This is a genomic window from Pseudomonas sp. D4-21, assembly GCF_051132125.1.
In the GTDB taxonomy this organism is placed as follows: Bacteria; Pseudomonadota; Gammaproteobacteria; order Pseudomonadales; family Pseudomonadaceae; genus Aquipseudomonas.
Genome location: NZ_CP071664.1, coordinates 2,481,580 through 2,498,510, shown reverse-complemented (window position 1 = coordinate 2,498,510; position 16,931 = coordinate 2,481,580). Strand labels below are relative to the sequence as shown.

Here is a 16,931-nt window from a genome sequence, read left to right as displayed (position 1 = left end):
CCCGTCATAAGGAAAATCGGCCCGCCGCCTGGTATCCAAGGCGCCGCTTATGACTCATATGAGGCCGTGGCCTGGCAATCGTTGCATTGGGACGGTTCGCGAGATGGCAAACCCGCCAAAACCGTGGCGAGGGAGCAACTTCCCTCGCCACATAGGTCTACTCAGCATTCAATCGTCGTTAAACAGTGCTCCTTCGTCTCTCTCCCCCGGCGGACCAGGTCTTTGCAAGGTGGCGCAATTCGAACCATGGCCCTGCCCATCGAGTCGGGCCCTGACGAATGCGAAGGCATCTTCCAGCGAACCGTGCAACACCCCGTCATGCCCCAGGCCTTCATAGGTGCGCCAAGTGACGGGGTTGCCGGCGGCGCACAACGCCGCCGCGACCGCGTACTGCCGCTCTGGCGTGATCGTCTGATCTGCCTGGCCGGTGGCGATGAACAACGCAAACGCAATCGAAGCCTGCGGCATGTCGGTGGACGGGATGCGCGCTGCGTTCAATGCCTCGGGGGTGATTGTCAACAGCTCTGCAAACGAACCGATCCGCAACGCCTTGGATTTGAGCGCAATGTCACGGGTACAGCCCTGCCGGGCGACGTCCAGCAATTGGAGGCCCTTGGCGGTCAGGATGGTTTCGATTGGCGGTCCGTCTTCGCGCAGGCCACCGGACGCCAGGACCAGGAACACGGTGTTGGATTGGCGTGGCGGCAGCGCAATGGGGCCTTGGGGAAACGTGCTGTTCGGCGCCGTGAGTATCGCCGCCAGGATAGGCAGTTCGGGTGCGTAGGTTGTTGCAAGTATCGCCGCGCCCAACGCCGCCCCGCCGCCCTGGGATTGCCCGGCGAGGAACGTGCGAGGGGCGATCAGCCCTGGTCTGATGGCGCGGGCAGCGCGAATCGAGTCGAGAACGGAACGTCCCTCGGCTTGCCAGAATGTATAGGGATGCGGCCCCGGCCCGCCCAGTCCTTGGTAGTCAGTCACGACCACCGCGAACCCTCGCGCCAGCCAACGATTGATGTACGCCGCGTCACGGTCGCGCAGCCCGGTCCAGGAGGGCGCGCACGCATCGGCGATCCCAAGCGTACCGTGGGCCCAGGCCAGCAGCGGCCAGCCTTCGGCGGGGGGATTGCCCGCCGGCAGGTATAACGCGCCGCTGACCGGAACGAGGCCGGAATGCCAGCGTTCGTCAACCGAACTGTAGAGCAGGCGTATCGCCTGCGCGGCGGCAGGCATTAGTGCCTGCACTGGCATGCGCTCGTTTCGCAGCAGCGTACCCGGCGATTCGGGCATTGCCTCAGGCCAGCGATAAAACGCCGACAACTGCACATCCCCGGCAACGGGCCCGACAGGCAGCGTACCGGCGGCCATGCCAACGGATGCCGCGACGCAGGCCCATGCAAAGGCCGCGATTCGGAAAACATTCATGGGAGGTTCGCCTGGTTGGAAAGCGCCTTGCGCAACGCGTTGCCCTGAGCAGCGAGTACGTTGCGCGCGATGGGCGCCACTTCGTTGAAACGGATAAAACCGTGGGTCATGTTCGCCAGGACTTGCAGGCTCGCCGTCACGCCTGCGTTCTTCAGCCGCTGTGCCAACGCTCGGTTCTCATCCAGCAGCGGGTCCAGCTCGCCAACGACCAATCGCGTCGGCGGCAGGTCCGTCAGGTCAGCCGTGATTGGCTGCACCCGCCAATCGTCCTCATCATCGGCCAGATAGCTGGCCCAATAGGCGCTCATGGTTTCGACCGACAGATTCTGCCCTGCGTATCCGCCCAACCGTTGCCACGAGTTGGAGGTCATGTCCCGCGAGTAGCTGCCGTAGAACAGCAACAGCTGGCGCAGCGCATCGATCCCCGCGTCACGCAGCGCAATGGCCGCGCCCAGGGCCAGGTTCGCGCCCGCCGAATCGCCGCCCAGGGCATAGCCGCGCACCGGGCAGTCGGTGATTGCCCCGAGCTTGATGACACGGCTGACGATCGCTACCACCTCGTTGAACGCCACGGGAAAGCGATGCTCCGGCGACAACGCGTAGTCGATGGAGAGCACCGCCAGGCCACTGTCGCGAACCAACTGACGCAGCGGCGCGTCCCAGCCGGCCAGCGAACCATGGCGAAATCCGCCGCCATGGCAGTAGAACATCAAGCAAGGCGTCTCATCGCCCTCCGGCCAATAAAGCTTACAGGGAACCGTTCGACCGTTGACGCAAAAGCCCAGCGTGCGCTCGTAGCTCAGGGGCACGCTGCGGTGCGCCGCCCACGCATTGATCCGCTCCAACTGGCCCCGGACGCTTTGCACATCGCCCTGGACAATCGGAAGCAGGCCCTGTTGGCGCAGCGACGTCGCCACCGCGAGCAAGTCGGGATGAACCGGCGGGCATGAGTCCGGCGACGGGTTTTCGCTACGACTCATGGCCACACCTGCGTGCCGGCGGGTCGACGTCCGTCCGCGATAACGCAATGGCTGGGCGGGCTGCGCCCTTGCAGGACGGCCACCGCGCACTGGGCGGCAATCAGGTTGGTGCGATTGAGCCCCTCGACCGTGGAGGCGCCGACGTGGGGCGTCACGACCACGTTCGGCAGTTGGATCAATCGTTCGGTCACAGGTAAAAGCGTGGGGTCAGACTCGCTTTCGAAGACATCGAGCCCCGCCCCTGCCAACCGGCTTTCCCGCAGCGCGCAGAGCAGATCCGCATCGCGCACCAACCCGCCCCTCGCGGTGTTGATCAATACCGAGGACCCCTTCATCAGTCTCAATGCGTGCTCGTCGATCAACCCTTGGGTTTGAGGATTGAGAGGCGCATGAAGGGTGACGAAATCGCTTTCCTCGAGCAGCGTTTCCAGACCAACGAATTTACCGTAGGCGATACCGTCGAGCTGTGTTTTGTGAGGATCAGGGGTAAAAATCAACGGTGTTACTTCAAACCCGGACAAGCGCTGCAGAACGCCCCGGCCGATCCGCCCCATCCCGACGACGCCCACCGTCTTGCGGTACAAATCGCCGCCCAGGGGGATCGACCAATCCCCTGCGGACAATCCCGATTGGCAGCGTTTGAGTTGGCGGCACACAGCGAGCATCAATGCCACGGTGTGGTCGGCGACGCTTGCGTCGTTGCCGCCGATCGCGATGGTCGCGACCTTCCCCGCCGCTTCCACCGCCGCCGTATCAACCCGTTCGTAACCCACACCGCGACGGGCGATGACCTGCAAGCGTGGTAGCGAGCCCAACAGGCTGGACGTGATAGTCGCGTGCCCGACGATCCAGCCGTCAGCGTCCTTCAAGATGTCGGTCAGTTGCTGTTCACTCAGGTCGCCGTCCGCTTGCCCGGGCGCCAGGTCGGCGACGACTACATCACAGCCGCGGCTCTCCAGGAAGTCGGTCGCCATGGCATCGAAGAATCGCTGTGTGACCACTATTTTATGACGAGGTGTAGACATCTCGAGCCTCTCGATAGAGCGGTTGAACTTCTAAAATGCGTAGTCCAGATAGACCCGCGCTTCCGAACCGCTCACCACGTTATCGGGTTGAGCGGAAACCAGTGCGACGAAGTCCTGGTTAATCCGGTAGTTGATATAAATCAGGCCCACGGAAAGTCCTGCGTATTCTTTTTCGTCAAAGCGATAGTAGAGGCGATATTCATTTTGTCGCTCGGTCACGTCGGTGCGTCGACCGCTGAACGGGTCGGTCGCGTCAAACTCACCTTGTTTATAAATAGTCATGACCTTGAAACCATCCAGCGAAGCGCCCAATAAAGAATGTCCGCTCAAGTCATATTCGGCGCCAATCTGCCAGGTTCGCTCACCGTCGTTATTGAAATCATTGCCGGAGCGTGTCCAGGCATCCATCCGGCCGTCAACATTATCGCCGTGGTCGAAGTAGGCATAACCCAGTTGCCCGTTGCTCAACTTTGCCTGGGTCTCGGAAAAAGAAAGACCCAGGCGAAGTTTATCGAGCAATAAACCCAGGTTGATATTCAACCATGTCGCGTCATCATCGTAAGCCGCCTCACCCGCCTCCCAGTCACGCTCCCAGATTCGCCCGGCTTTCTGGAACTCATAATATTGGGTGTCCAATACCACACCGGCTTTGTCGCCCAGCGGCGCTTTTAATGTCAGCCCATAACGGGTGTTTTCATTGAAGTCCCGCGCCACCCCGTGGGCGTAACCCAGCTCGACAGCTTTCAAGTCGTAATTGATGCCGTAGGTATACAGATCCTTGATTTCCTCGCCCGTCTGGCTCAGCAGGTGCTCGAAGTCTTCCCTGTCCCGAGGCGAGGTGCGGTTGATGTAGGCGGTTTCGAACCCCAACGTGCCAGGAAGCGGACCGATCCCCATCTCGGTGAAGTTCAAATGGGCGCGGCCTCCCTGGTAGGAGCCGGGAACGATCCGAGTGTCCAGCGTGACCAACGTTCCGGCGTCGAACCGCCCCCGACCTACTTGGGAATCGGCATTCCAGCCGTTGCCCTCGTAACGCAACTTGAAATAACTCTGTCCAACTTTGGCAAAGCCCCCGTTGGTGCCGTCAGTATCGTCGAACAGGTCTCGGCCATTGTCTTTTGAATCGATCATTGCCACGCCATACAAAGAGGCATCAATCCCTACAACGCCGGCCCAATAACTGGAGTTGTAATCCAGGATCGCACCGACGCCTGTGCCACCCAGCTCGGCACCGTCCGGAAAACCGCCAAAGCGGTCTTCGATCAAATCGTTGGCGATACGCGTATTGATATAGACCGAACGAAGATAAGCATTCAACTTCCCTTCATGCTGGAACCTGTCAGGATCACTGATGGTTGCCGAAAGGCAAATTCCAGACATTAACAATGTCGACAGGAACGTCATAGCGACGGCGTTAATCGATTTCATCGACCACCTCTCTATTATTTTTATTTTGACGTGAGCAGACGCGAACTGGCGTCCTTTGAACTTCGGCGCAGCGAACTAATTAATTAATAAATCGCCCGGGTAATAACTGCCGTTACAATCAGGACAACGCTGCTACCGATCGCCCAGAGCAGGCAATAGCGTTGCATGTCGCCCATGTCGCGCTTGATGATTCCACTGATGAGATAGACCGCTGCAACCAATGGGCTCAATGCATGCACCGGTTGCCCCAGCACCGACGCGCGAGCGATATGCATCGGGTCGATGCCATATTCGGCAGCCGCCGCCCCCAGCACCGGTAAGATGCCGAAGAAAAACGCGTCATTGGACAGCAGGAAATTGAGCGGCAAGGCGACCAGCGCAGTAATGATGCTGAAGTATTGGCCACCGCCGTCGGGAATCAGCTGGACGATTTTCCCTGACATGGCATCAACCATCCCGGTGCCGGACAAGATGCCGGTGAACGCACCTGAGGCAAATATCAGCGCGATGACCATCAGCACACTTTCCGAGTGAGCCGCGACTCTAGCCTTCTGCTCCGCCAAGCGTGGATAGTTGATCAGCAGCGCCAGGGAAAAACCCACCATCATCAGCAACGGCAAGGGTGCCAGCCCTGTGGCCATGGAGTACATGAGCCCCGCGGTAAGCACCAGGTTGACCCAGAAGAGTTTCGGCCGATGGGTTTCGGCGTGTACGGTCGGCAAAGCGACCTCCTGCGGTGCGGCGTCCTGGGTGCCGGGCGTCCATCCCAAGCGGCGCCGCTCCTTTCGGCCTATCCAGAACGCCACGGCAAACGCATAGGCAAGCCCCACCAGCATCGCCGGCACCAGCCCCAGGAACATTTCTGCCACATCAAGGTGAAGGGCGCTGGCGGCGCGGGCGATCGGTCCTCCCCAAGGGATGAGATTGACCACGGTATTCGTCAGCAAAAGCATCAATGCCAGGATCAGCGGGTTCATCCCCAGCCGCAGGTAAAGCGGCAGGAACGCCGTCGTGACGATCAGCACAGTCGTTGCGCCATCGCCGTCGAAGGAGATGACGGTGGCCAGCAATGCAGTGCCCAGTACGACTTTAAGAGGATCATTTCCTACATGGCGCAGGATTTTCCTCACGGCGGGTTCGAAGAGCCCGGCGTCGAACATGATCGCGAAATACAGGATTGCAAACATCAGCATCAACGCGGTGGGCGCAACTTGCTTGACGCCGTTCATCACCATCGCGCCCAGTTCCGGTCCTGCCCCACTGGCCAGCCCGAAGGCAACCGGAATAAGGATGAGTGCCGTCACAGCAGAAAGTCGTTTGCTTATGATCAAGGCCATAAACGTGACGACCATTGCGAAACCTAACCAAGCCATGCGTTTCACCTTTTCGTTTTTATTGTTATCGATGCATCAAAAAATCAATGTGAACAACTCTTGCGCAGCCGAAATCTACATAGGGGCTGAAACGCTGTAAATCTTGATTTTTTTCGTCAACATCCCGGCTTAATCGGGCCTATCCCGCCATCATTCGTCTAAAAAACACGTGTTGAAATTTATCCGCCAATACACATTGACGACCTGACTGCATATCTAATAAACATGTACGACTTCCAATCACCCGAGTGGGCCCGTCATGCCAGAACAAGAAGGCCTTTACCTCTCGGCAGACGAGGCAGCCGCCCTGCTCCGGATCAGCCTGCCGACGTTGTACGCCTACGTCAGTCGCAAGAATATCCGCTCCATCAAAATCGCCGGGACGCCCAAGCGTCGCTATTGGGCAGAGGATATTCAGCGGCTGGTGAAAGTGCCGGCGGCGGAGAAACCCGTGGCGAAGCGCTCATCGCCCTCGGACAGTGCGATTACGCTGATCACCGACGATGGGCTGTTTTATCGTGGCCATGACGTCGTCGAGCTCGCGGACCGGGCCACCGTCGAAGAGGTGGCCGAGTTGATCTGGCAGGTGCCTTCGGCGTTCGGCGATTCGCTGCCTCGCACCCCGAAGGAAAGCGCCAAGCTGTTGCAGATTTACGAGCACATGTCTGCCCAGGAAAAAGCCATCGCGCTTTTCCCCTTGGTCCAGCGAGAGAATCCCAAAGCGTTCGACCTTTCCCCGGACAGCTACGCCCGTACAGGCGCCGATGTCGTGAGGTGGTTTGCCGCGTTGGTCGTGGGGACGACCGAACCGAGTACGCAACCCCTGCATGAGTTCATCACCCAGTCGTGCGGCGCCCCGCCGGCCCACGCCGATCTGATCCGGCGCCTGTTGATCCTCAGTATCGACCATGAGCTGGATCACACCACCCACAGCGTCCGCGTCGCCGCCACCACCGGCGCCACTCCGTACTACGCGGTCATCGCTGCACTCGCCGCCGCACGGGGCCATAAAATCGCCTATGGCAGGAATGAAGCCGCCAGTCGGATGATCGAAGAGATTTGTACCGCCGTGGACCCTACGCGACCGATCTTGCAGCGCTACAACCAGGACGGACACATTGTCGGGTTCGGTCCCAATGTCCACTCGATCAACGACCCGCGTGCCAGCAATCTTTTGGCGGCGCTCACGGCTGCCTTTGATGGCGACAGTGAGTTCATCAAACTGCAAAAAGCCTTCTCGGTGGCCTCGGAGCTCGTGGCGTACCCACCGGAATTCATTCTCATGGTGAGCTTCATCGGCAGGAAACTGGGATTGCGCGGGCAGGAAATTTCATTGGGAGGCGTAGGTCGATCCATCGGCTGGATCGCCCACGCCAGCGAGCAATACAACCAACACCACGAGGGCCGCCCTCGCGCTCGCTACACCGGGACGCTGCCAACGGCGACCGATACCGGACGCCGCTGATTGGGGCATTCGTTGGCGATGCCATTGGGGCGCTGGCGACCCTAGGAGGCAACCATCGCCGCAAACAATGTCTCGAACTCGGTTTGATGCTCGAGCCCCGCCACGAATCCAAGCACCGCAGCCTGTGCCGATGCATCGAGATGCGGCATCGCCATGCGCCGGAACTTGCGCTCGAAGTCGCTATCGGTCATTGGCGTTTCGACCGAACCGGGACCGGTGATCATCTCGCTCACGACCAGCTCGCCGCATTTCAGGGTTACGCAAACACGGTTGGCAAGGTGCCGCGGAAACAGCGCGGTGAGCGCCGGATCTTCGACGACGCTGACTTTCTTCATCAAGGCAATCACTGCGGGGTCGGCGATCTTTTCTGCGGCGTACGAGCCGACCGTGATATCGCCATCGAGCAAGGCCCGGGCGACGTTGTAAGGCAGGCTGTGGTCAGCCGTTTCGCGGGTTTTCGGCAGCCATTTCTCTGGGGTATCGGCGAGGACCCGACGGTTGAATTCAGACGTTTCGATTGAAATGGCGGCAATGTCCTGCACACCGTCAATCCGCTTGCGGATATCCAGCGCGGCCCAGACGGCCGTGTGCAATTCGCCATTGGTGGGAAACGTCTTGGTCAGCGAGCGCCGTATCGCGTAGTCGCCGTTGCCGGGCGTGCCAAAACGACTGATGTCCAGGTCGAACGGTCCGCTAATCTGTTTGAAGAAGCCCATCTCGCCTTCGAAGATCGGCGACGGCCCGGTCATGCCATGGCGCGCCAGTTGCGCTGCGAAAATCGCGTTGCGAGCGGCATTGGCCGCGGAACAGCCCTTCCAGTCGGACAACGACCCGCTGCGCACTTGCCGCATCGCCAAATGCCCGCTCAGGGCGATGTTGATCGCTTGCTCGGTCTGCGCCACGTCCAGCTTCATCAAGTTGGAAGCCGCCGCCGCCATCGCGACGTTGATGTAGTTCACGTGGTCCCAGCCACGCTTGTTCAGGCTCGCCACATCCTGCAAGCGCATTTGGATCTCATATGCCAGGACGATGGCCGAGACCAACTCAGCCCCGGATGCGTTTTCGGCTTGCGCCACCGCCAGGCAGGCCGGGATGTTATCGCTCGGATGGCCGGGCTCCAGGCCCATGTAGCCATCGTTGTAGTCCAGGAAACGAACCATCAAGCCGTTGGCGAAAGCTGCGATTTCCGTCGTTGTTCTGAGGTTGGTGCCGAATACGCTGGATGATTGCGCCGTGTTTGCAGCGGCGTAACAGAGGGCAGCCTTGACCGGGTCACTCCCGTAGGCGCCCAGTATGCACGCCAGGCTGTCGATGAAACGCTGACGTACCAGTTTGATGATGTCTTCGGGCAGGCGTTGGCTACGAAATTCATGGGCATATCGCGCAAGGCGCATCGCAACGGTCGGGTCCGTCATAGTTACCTCGGGTAAACAGGGGGTCGGTCCTCGTCCATGAGGCACACAAATCAAGGCTCGAGCGGGCGCCCGGCCTCAGTCGACGATCACGTCAAGCAGACGGACGTATTGCTGGCCGGCGTGCATGTCGCGCTCGACCATTCCGCCCTGGGGCGTCGCACGGGGATAGGAGATCTTGACCATTTCCAGATCCGGCACCGGGATCCGCTTGACCCGTTCCGGGTCGGTGCCGTAGAGCGTTGCGAATTGAGCCGGCGAGAGTGCCGCGCAATTGGAATAACGTTCGAAATTCTCGCGTCCGTTGAAAAAGATATCGAACGTAACCCAGAACGGCCCCGCTTGTTTGGATCGGACGTGCCGGCATACATCACGCAACTTAGTCATTGTGCAAGTTCCTTCACAGCTATTGTGGTGTCCGACAGATCAATCCACTTCAAACGAACCAATTCAAGGGGATTCTCAAGTTGCACCACGTGATTCAACTTGAACTCGAATATTTGCCCGCGAGGTATATCGGCCGGTGTAAAGGCAAACCCATAGGAAGGCAACTCCTTACCCATCACGCTTGGATAATGGAAGAAGTACGGATTACACGCCTGGGCAATGGTATTGGCCATTTCCTGCGTTGCAGCCGTGGCGACAAACAACATCCCTATTTCCGGTGGCGGTAACGTTCCGGCTGCGGGTTTGACACCGGTCACGCCATTCCACCCGTACATGCGCAGGGAAATATGAAACTCGCCCAACTCTTCAGCGGGAATCGACTGACGTGTTCTCTTATATAGCGCGTCCAGCAAACGGTCATGAAAACCATCGATGTCCTTGAGCACATCGGGGTCCTGGATGCCCACCAGCATGATGGTTTGGTACAAACCGGCGGCAGCGCCTTCCAACTTCATGGTGTAAGGCATCGGCTCCCATTGCGAGCCTTCTACCCGAACAGCGCGCCCATTCAAATCGGTGTAGCGCGCCTGGGCCACGTTCAAGATTCCGCCGGGCTCCAACAACCGGAACGGGTCACTGTTTTCGTAGAGCATATGGGCCGATACGCTATGGGGCGTGCACTGGTTGTCCAGGCTCAACGGCTCGACTTCGAAGCCGTTCGCGTCAACACTGAGCAGGATCCCCGACCCTAGCGTCGGGTTGACGGCGCATTGCACGCCGCATTCACCTGTCTTGCCGGCATGCCAGGACGGCCCCCATGGCGCGCCTTTCCAAATGGGATAGCAGCCTATGACGGCTGTGTCGGTCGAACGGCCGGCCAATATGATATCGGCGCCCGCATCCAGCGCGGCGAGGAAGGGTTCAACCCCTAGGGCAGCGACAATGTGCTCACAGGCGTCCACTGTCGCGTCGTCCAACTCGGCGTGGGGCGGCAATGGTTTGATACGACCTTCAGCGTTCAGCTTTTTAATGGTTTGCTTGTCTTGCTCACAATAAATGAGCGCAATCTTTGGTGACACACCCAACTCCCCGGCAATTTCCAAGGCAATATCACGCGTCCAATCAAGATTCAGATCGCCGCCCGCCTGCCCCGAAGTCCCGACAATAATCGGCACGCCGGATTGCGCCTGGGCCTTCATCAGAATAGTCAGGTCGCGCTTGACCGCGCCTCGGTTATTCTTCGATTTGCCAAGGGCAAGATAAGCCGCGCCGCTGTCGGTTGAACCCGCGTCCGTGGCAATTACTTGCGCCCCCGCCGCCAGCCCATAAGCAATTTCTTCTTCTCGTACACCCGCTCCCAATGAACCACAGGGGACAATCACTTTTACACAACCTTCAAATAACTGCTTCATGACACCCTCTTCTTGGCGACTCAGTGCGCCAATAATAGGGGCTGCAATTACGTTGACAAGTGGACAGATTTTGTCCATATAGCCCTGCGAATTAATGCTCTCGGAAGGCTACCGCAAGATAACTTTTGATGATTAATCGTGTTTATCCTGCATAACTAACGAAGAAAAAAATCAAGTACAAATATCTGTTCGAAGGCGCTCGAAGCGCACATGGCAACACGTTCAAAACGGCCGTTTGTCCCGCCCGTGGCTCTTCCCAGCCATCGCTTCAAGGGACGGGAAAAAGCGCGACATGACGCCCTCCGTGACGTCAACAATCCGTCACCAAAAACCTCCCTATAAAAACTTTTATATGAAGCGCCATTTTTCCGACAGATGGCACTGATGTCCCATTGCTGAAGATTTGTGAGCGGGCTCATCATCCGCCGCATGATCGCTGTGCGTTCAGGCGCTAAAACCGCGCTGACACAGGACGTAACCAACCGCATCGCTCGCTGGAGCAACATTAGGATGATGACTGTCTATTTTCTTGTCATGAGGATCTGTAGTGGCATGGAAGGCTGTGTGGAAGAGCGAAACCCCGGGCCGACCTATGCATCCAGACAGATGTGTATTGAAAGCGCGCAAGTCATGGCACCGCGCAAAGGCGTGAAATACAAATGCCGCAGCGAGCGGTTATGGGTCTCCGACGAAGTGCAGAGCCCGGGCGGTTACGACGCGGTCGTTTCAACCAAGGTCAAGGAACAGCCCTTACCTTGAGTGGGCGCAAACCGCTCCGTTATCCTTCCAGTGTCAATGACATATCCGGGTAACGGGCGCACAGGAAGTCCACAAACGCGCGAACCTTCGGCGCCGCCAGGCGCCTGGAGGTGTGCAGGACCCACAACTGTCGCTCGGCGCTTGCGACCATCCCCCACTGGACCAACTCGCCGCGGGCCAATTGATTCCAGGCAATCGATTTCGGAAGCAGCGCGGCGCCCCCACCCGCGACCGCGGCGTCGCGAATCATCAGGTAGGAAGAGAACCACAGCTTGGGGATGGGCTCCAGGATCAAGCGCCCATCATCGAGATTCCAGTGGGTCGGCTGGAAATTGGAAGGCACGATACTGGGAACAGGCCTGACCGCTCCGGGTTCAGGCTTGGCCACGCCAGGCGCGGCCACGACCACCAACCGGTCCTTGGCGAAGCAACGTCCGACGAGATTGCTGTCCGGGCTTGGGTTGACTCGGATGGCGACGTCGAATTGTTCCTCGACGAGATCCACCAGGCGGTCCTCCGCCCGCACATCGATCGTCACCTGCGGATAGGCCGCGCAGAAATCCGCGCCAATGCGCCCCATCGTCAATTGGGAAAACAGGACCGGCGCCGCCACCCGCAAGCGTCCGTTAGGCGTCGACACGCCTTCCTGGGTCGCCGTCATGGCTTCGATCACCTCCCCCAGCGGCCCTTCGGTCCGGGCAATCAGCATTTCGCCGGCTTCGGTAAGCTTGAGGCCACGGGCGCTACGCTCGATCAGCCTGACGCCCAGCTGTTCCTCCAATTCGGCGATGCGCCGCGACAAGGTGGCTTTCGACCGGCCGCTCGCGCGGCTTGCCTTGCCCAATCCTTCGTTGGTGGCGACCAGCGCGAAATCAATGAGCGCATTCAGGTTCATGTTGTTCCATTTTTGAAACGAGGTGTTTGCATTCTGGCGCCTTCGTTTTATCCCTGCAACGCCCTATCGTCTGGTCACTGCAATGCCATTCCTTGATATCAGCGACAGGAGATTCACATGAGCATCTTGATCACCGGCGCCACGGGCACCATCGGTTCTCTCATCACCACACGACTTGCCGAGAAAGGCGCCGAAGCGAAGGCCCTGGTGCGTCAGCCCGGCAAGCGCGACTTCCCGGTTGCCGTGACGGAAGTCGTTGGCGACCTGACCGACGTAGCCTCGATGCGCGCCGCGCTCGCGTCAGTACGCACGTTGTTCCTACTCAACGCCGTCACGCCGGACGAAGTGACACAGGCCTTGATCACACTCAACCTGGCGCGTGAAGCCGGTATCGAGCGCATCGTCTACCTGTCGGTGATACATGCCGACAGGTTCACCAATGTCCCGCATTTCACCGGCAAGCATACGGTGGAGCGCATGCTCGAAAGCCTCGACATGCCGGCGACCATCCTGCGTCCGGCGTATTTCATGCAGAACGAGCTCATGGTCCGGCAGACCATCCAGGACTATGGCGTATACCCGATGCCGATCGGCTCGGCCGGGGTCTCGATGATCGATGCGCGAGACATCGCCGACATCGCCGTCGCCGAATTGCTGCGACGCGACCGGGCACCCGCTGCCCTCGAACGGCTCACGCTGGAACTGGTCGGCCCCCGGGCCCTGACTGGCGCGGCCGTGGCGCAAACCTGGGGTTCGGCGTTGGGCCGGGAGGTGGCTTATGGCGGTGACGACGTGGCCGCCTTCGAAACCCAGATGGCGTCGTTCGGCCCTGGCTGGCTGGCCTACGACATGCGCCTGATGATGGCCGGTATCCAGGCGTTCGGCATGCAAGCCGAGGCAGGAACGGTGGAGCGACTCCAAGCCATTCTGGGCCGTCCGTTGCGCAGCTATGAAGACTTCGTTCGCGAGGCCGTCGGCGGCGCTTGAATGACCGCTGCCGGTGGGAGGCGATGACCTTTCACCGGCTTGCGACAAATAGCTTTCAATTTCATATGCAGCCGATACTGTAGCGGCATCCTCATTTTTCCAAGCTATCGCCCATGAACCCCAAGCTTGCCGAATCTGCCCTTGAAAATGATCCTGCGAGACCTGAACCGATCAGCTTGCGCGTCGCCTTCTGGTTCTGGCTGAAGCTGGGCTTCATCAGCTTCGGCGGCCCAGCGGGACAGATTTCGATCATGCATCAGGAGTTGGTCGAGCGACGGCGCTGGATCTCCGAGCGACGCTTTCTTCATGCCCTCAACTATTGCATGTTGCTTCCCGGGCCGGAGGCCCAGCAGTTGGCGACCTACATCGGCTGGCTATTGCATCGGTCCTGGGGCGGCGTGATCGCCGGCGCCCTGTTTGTATTGCCCTCTCTTTTCATCCTGATCGTCTTGTCCTGGGTGTACATCGCCTTTGGTGAAGTTCCGGTAGTGGCCGGCCTGTTCTACGGGATCAAGCCAGCAGTGACCGCGATCGTCGTGCAGGCGGCGCATCGAATCGGCTCCAGGGCGTTGAAGAATAATTGGCTGTGGGCCATCGCCGCCGCCTCGTTCACGGCGATCTTCGCTTTCAATGTTCCGTTCCCGCTGATTGTGCTGGGTGCGGCGCTGATCGGTTACATCGGTGGCCGCCTGGCACCAGGAAAATTCCAGGTTGGTGGGCACAGCGCCGCCAACAAGTCATTCGGCCCGGCCCTGATCGATGACGAGACACCCACGCCCGAGCATGCCCGGTTCAGTTGGCCAAGGCTGGCATTGCTGGGATTGATTGGCGCCTTGCTGTGGGCCTTGCCAATGGCCGCCCTGACCGCGCTGTTTGGTTGGGAAGGCACGCTGACCCAGATGAGTTGGTTCTTTACCAAGGCCGCGCTGCTGACCTTCGGTGGTGCGTATGCGGTGCTTCCCTATGTTTACCAAGGCGCGGTCAGCCATTACGGCTGGTTGACTCCGACCCAAATGATCGACGGCCTTGCGCTCGGCGAAACCACCCCCGGGCCGCTGATCATGGTCGTGGCTTTCGTAGGTTTCATCGGGGCGTATGTCTCGCAAGTGTTTGGCGCCGATCAAGTGTTCCTGGCCGGTGCCGTTGCGGCAGCGTTGGTGACGTGGTTCACCTTCCTGCCCTCCTTCCTGTTCATTCTCGCGGGCGGGCCGTTGGTGGAATCGACTCACAACGCGCTCAAGTTCACCGCGCCGCTGACCGCCATCACCGCGGCGGTGGTCGGGGTCATCCTCAACCTGGCGTGTTTCTTTGGTTACCACGTGCTCTGGCCAACCGGGTTCAGCGGCAGCCTCGACTGGCCTTCGGCGTTGATAGCGATCGGGGCGGCGATTGCGTTGTTTCGCTTCAAGCGGGGCGTGATCCAGGTATTGCTCGGCTGTGGGCTTGTTGGCTTGGCCGTGCACTTATTTCGCTAGATTGATGTTGGCCCGACCCGCCATGAAAATCACACGGTTTGCTGCGCTTCGCCGTTGCTTCGTCAGATCCTGTAATAAATCGTCTCGTGGGAAACGCTGGAAACCATTGTAGGATTTCTTCCCCATTTAACCTCAGGTCTGTATGAAAACCCTTCAGGAACCCCCCAGTCGCCGTTCAACGAACAACCGCCTCTCCCCCGTCGCCGCGCCCTGGGCAGGCTCGTCGCAGCCTCTTGCCCTCGCACTGACCGGTCGAGGGAGCAAATAAACTATGGAATGGATCGTTGATCCCACGGCCTGGCTGGGCCTACTGACGTTGATCGTGCTGGAGCTGGTGCTCGGCATCGATAACCTTGTCTTCATCGCCATCCTGGCCGATAAACTTCCCCCCGAACAACGCGACCGTGCCCGTGTCATCGGCTTGTCCCTGGCATTGCTGATGCGCCTGGGCCTGCTGGCGAGCATTTCGTGGATGGTGACCCTGACCAACCCGCTGTTCGAAATCTTCGGCAAGACGTTCTCGGGCCGAGACTTGATCATGCTGTTCGGCGGTGTGTTCCTGTTGTTCAAGGCAACCATGGAACTGCATGAGCGTCTCGAAGGCCACGTGGCGCAACGCTCCGGCAATGCTGCCTATGCGTTGTTCTGGCCCATCGTCGCGCAGATCGTGGTGCTGGACGCGGTTTTTTCCCTGGATGCGGTGATTACCGCCGTGGGCATGGTGGAGCACCTGTCGGTCATGATGATCGCGGTGATTTTCTCCATCGGCTTGATGATGATCGCGAGCAAGCCGCTGACCCACTTCGTCAACAGTCATCCGACCGTCATCATGCTCTGCCTGGGCTTCCTGATGATGATTGGCTTCAGCCTCACCGCCGAAGGGCTGGGCTTCCACATTCCGAAGGGCTATCTGTACGCCGCGATTGGCTTCTCGATCCTGATCGAATTGTTCAACCAGTTGGCACGCTCGCGGCGCAAGAAAAGCCTGCAGGGTCTGCGGCCGATGCGCGAGCGTACCGCCCACGCGGTGATGCGCTTGCTGGGCGGCCAGAAGCTCGGCCCCGACGAAGTCGGCGAGGAAATAGCCGACATGTTGGCCGGCGAAGAACCCGAACAGGTTTTCCATCGACGGGAACGGGTGATGATCAGTGGCGTGCTGCAATTGGCGGAGCGCCCGATACGCAGCGTGATGACTCATCGCGCGCAGATCGATCACCTTGACCTGGCGAACACTGCGCAAGAAATCCGTACGACACTGATGCATTCGTCGTATTCACGCTTGCCGTTGATCCGCGAAGGTCGCGTGGACGAACCCCTGGGCTTCGTCCACAAAAAAGAGCTGCTTAAGGAAATGCTGGCGGGCAACCCGCCGAATCTGGAAGCCATGGCGCGCAAGGCCATCAACCTGCTGGACAGTTTCACGATCCTCAACGCACTGGAACAAATGCGCAAGGAGTCAACCCACATCGCCTTCGTGGTGAACGAGTTCGGTGATTTCGTCGGCCTGTTGACCATGACTGACATTCTCGAGTCCATCGCCGGGGAACTGCCCGATGCCAGTGAAATCGAGGGTCCGAACATCGTTGCCCAGGAGGGAGGTTTTTTGGTCAGCGGCGCCCTGAATCTCAGCCAGGTCCGCGAACATATCGGCTTCCAGGCGAAAGCGACGGAGGACTACCAAACGCTCGCCGGCTTGGTGATGAGCTTGCTGGACCGTCTGCCCATCATCGGCGATAGCCTGCGTTGGGAGCAATGGAGCATGACGGTCGTCGAGGTGGAAGAGCGGCGGGTGACCCGGGTGTTGTTACGCGTCGAGGACCAGGGCTGACCTGATTGTCCGGGACCAGCAGCCGGGGCCGGCGGCCGCGAAGCGCATACCATGGCCGTTCGGTAGCCAGGGTATGCGCTGCA

14 protein-coding genes are annotated in these 16,931 nt (G+C 59.6%); 5 read left to right on the top strand and 9 right to left on the bottom strand.

Annotated elements, in window-relative coordinates:
- Positions 1-168 precede the first annotated feature (168 nt).
- From J3Q04_RS11385 to J3Q04_RS11365, 5 genes are all read right to left on the bottom strand, one after another.
- Positions 169-1,422, bottom strand: a complete 1,254-nt coding sequence (locus tag J3Q04_RS11385) for a lipase family protein (RefSeq protein WP_434606100.1) — start codon at positions 1,420-1,422, stop codon at positions 169-171.
- The gene (locus tag J3Q04_RS11380; protein ID WP_434606102.1) at positions 1,419-2,402 is read right to left on the bottom strand and encodes an alpha/beta hydrolase; all 984 of its coding nucleotides are present in this window, start codon (positions 2,400-2,402) and stop codon (positions 1,419-1,421) included. The genes J3Q04_RS11385 and J3Q04_RS11380 overlap by 4 nt, the downstream gene beginning before the upstream one ends.
- Positions 2,399-3,427, bottom strand: coding sequence for a phosphoglycerate dehydrogenase (locus J3Q04_RS11375; RefSeq protein ID WP_434606104.1), 1,029 nt, complete (start codon positions 3,425-3,427; stop codon positions 2,399-2,401). The genes J3Q04_RS11380 and J3Q04_RS11375 overlap by 4 nt, the downstream gene beginning before the upstream one ends.
- 30 nt (positions 3,428-3,457) lie before the next feature.
- Entirely contained in the window at positions 3,458-4,855 is a 1,398-nt protein-coding gene (locus J3Q04_RS11370) for an OprD family outer membrane porin (protein ID WP_434606106.1), read from the bottom strand.
- Between the two features lie 83 nt (positions 4,856-4,938).
- Positions 4,939-6,228: a CitMHS family transporter gene (locus J3Q04_RS11365; RefSeq protein ID WP_420763683.1), complete on the bottom strand. Its 1,290-nt coding sequence runs from the start codon at positions 6,226-6,228 to the stop codon at positions 4,939-4,941.
- Between the two features lie 259 nt (positions 6,229-6,487).
- Between J3Q04_RS11365 and J3Q04_RS11360 the strand changes: the two genes are divergently transcribed.
- Entirely contained in the window at positions 6,488-7,693 is a 1,206-nt protein-coding gene (locus tag J3Q04_RS11360; RefSeq protein WP_434606108.1) for a citrate synthase, read from the top strand.
- A gap of 41 nt (positions 7,694-7,734) precedes the next feature.
- Here J3Q04_RS11360 and J3Q04_RS11355 read toward each other — a convergent pair whose 3' ends face one another.
- The 3 genes from J3Q04_RS11355 to J3Q04_RS11345 all read right to left on the bottom strand — a co-directional run bounded on the left by J3Q04_RS11355 (position 7,735) and on the right by J3Q04_RS11345 (position 10,904).
- Complete coding sequence (locus J3Q04_RS11355) at positions 7,735-9,108, bottom strand: MmgE/PrpD family protein (RefSeq protein WP_434606110.1); 1,374 nt, start codon at positions 9,106-9,108, stop codon at positions 7,735-7,737.
- Between the two features lie 75 nt (positions 9,109-9,183).
- Positions 9,184-9,492 (bottom strand): DUF4387 domain-containing protein, encoded by a 309-nt coding sequence (locus J3Q04_RS11350; protein WP_420763680.1) that lies wholly within the window; start codon positions 9,490-9,492, stop codon positions 9,184-9,186.
- The gene (locus J3Q04_RS11345) at positions 9,489-10,904 is read right to left on the bottom strand and encodes an acyclic terpene utilization AtuA family protein (RefSeq protein ID WP_434606112.1); all 1,416 of its coding nucleotides are present in this window, start codon (positions 10,902-10,904) and stop codon (positions 9,489-9,491) included. The genes J3Q04_RS11350 and J3Q04_RS11345 overlap by 4 nt, the downstream gene beginning before the upstream one ends.
- A gap of 405 nt (positions 10,905-11,309) precedes the next feature.
- Here J3Q04_RS11345 and J3Q04_RS11340 point away from each other — a divergent pair, with 405 nt between their 5' ends.
- Positions 11,310-11,663 carry a hypothetical protein gene (locus J3Q04_RS11340; RefSeq protein WP_420763678.1) on the top strand — a complete coding sequence of 118 codons (354 nt, stop codon included), beginning with the start codon at positions 11,310-11,312 and terminating at the stop codon, positions 11,661-11,663.
- Between the two features lie 19 nt (positions 11,664-11,682).
- Here the strand turns inward: J3Q04_RS11340 and J3Q04_RS11335 are convergent, their stop codons facing one another.
- Positions 11,683-12,558: a LysR family transcriptional regulator gene (locus J3Q04_RS11335; protein ID WP_434606115.1), complete on the bottom strand. Its 876-nt coding sequence runs from the start codon at positions 12,556-12,558 to the stop codon at positions 11,683-11,685.
- Positions 12,559-12,675: 117 nt separating this feature from the next.
- On the opposite strand from J3Q04_RS11335, the gene J3Q04_RS11330 reads away from it, so the two are divergent.
- The 3 genes from J3Q04_RS11330 to J3Q04_RS11320 all read left to right on the top strand — a co-directional run bounded on the left by J3Q04_RS11330 (position 12,676) and on the right by J3Q04_RS11320 (position 16,848).
- Positions 12,676-13,545 carry an NmrA/HSCARG family protein gene (locus J3Q04_RS11330; protein ID WP_434606117.1) on the top strand — a complete coding sequence of 290 codons (870 nt, stop codon included), beginning with the start codon at positions 12,676-12,678 and terminating at the stop codon, positions 13,543-13,545.
- A gap of 113 nt (positions 13,546-13,658) precedes the next feature.
- Complete coding sequence (chrA, locus tag J3Q04_RS11325) at positions 13,659-15,020, top strand: chromate efflux transporter (RefSeq protein WP_434606120.1); 1,362 nt, start codon at positions 13,659-13,661, stop codon at positions 15,018-15,020.
- A 271-nt stretch (positions 15,021-15,291) separates the two neighbouring features.
- Positions 15,292-16,848: a TerC family protein gene (locus J3Q04_RS11320; protein ID WP_434559243.1), complete on the top strand. Its 1,557-nt coding sequence runs from the start codon at positions 15,292-15,294 to the stop codon at positions 16,846-16,848.
- Positions 16,849-16,931: the final 83 nt, after the last annotated feature.

Excerpts from the sequence above, each read along its gene's own strand:
- J3Q04_RS11385 (WP_434606100.1), bottom strand. The coding sequence starts at position 1,422 with ATGAATGTTTTCCGAATCGCGGCCTTTGCATGGGCCTGCGTCGCGGCA.
- J3Q04_RS11380 (WP_434606102.1), bottom strand. The coding sequence starts at position 2,402 with ATGAGTCGTAGCGAAAACCCGTCGCCGGACTCATGCCCGCCGGTTCAT.
- J3Q04_RS11375 (WP_434606104.1), bottom strand. The coding sequence starts at position 3,427 with ATGTCTACACCTCGTCATAAAATAGTGGTCACACAGCGATTCTTCGAT.
- J3Q04_RS11370 (WP_434606106.1), bottom strand. The coding sequence starts at position 4,855 with ATGAAATCGATTAACGCCGTCGCTATGACGTTCCTGTCGACATTGTTA.
- J3Q04_RS11365 (WP_420763683.1), bottom strand. The coding sequence starts at position 6,228 with ATGGCTTGGTTAGGTTTCGCAATGGTCGTCACGTTTATGGCCTTGATC.
- J3Q04_RS11360 (WP_434606108.1), top strand. The coding sequence starts at position 6,488 with ATGCCAGAACAAGAAGGCCTTTACCTCTCGGCAGACGAGGCAGCCGCC.
- J3Q04_RS11355 (WP_434606110.1), bottom strand. The coding sequence starts at position 9,108 with ATGACGGACCCGACCGTTGCGATGCGCCTTGCGCGATATGCCCATGAA.
- J3Q04_RS11350 (WP_420763680.1), bottom strand. The coding sequence starts at position 9,492 with ATGACTAAGTTGCGTGATGTATGCCGGCACGTCCGATCCAAACAAGCG.
- J3Q04_RS11345 (WP_434606112.1), bottom strand. The coding sequence starts at position 10,904 with ATGAAGCAGTTATTTGAAGGTTGTGTAAAAGTGATTGTCCCCTGTGGT.
- J3Q04_RS11335 (WP_434606115.1), bottom strand. The coding sequence starts at position 12,558 with ATGAACCTGAATGCGCTCATTGATTTCGCGCTGGTCGCCACCAACGAA.
- J3Q04_RS11330 (WP_434606117.1), top strand. The coding sequence starts at position 12,676 with ATGAGCATCTTGATCACCGGCGCCACGGGCACCATCGGTTCTCTCATC.
- chrA (WP_434606120.1), top strand. The coding sequence starts at position 13,659 with ATGAACCCCAAGCTTGCCGAATCTGCCCTTGAAAATGATCCTGCGAGA.
- J3Q04_RS11320 (WP_434559243.1), top strand. The coding sequence starts at position 15,292 with ATGGAATGGATCGTTGATCCCACGGCCTGGCTGGGCCTACTGACGTTG.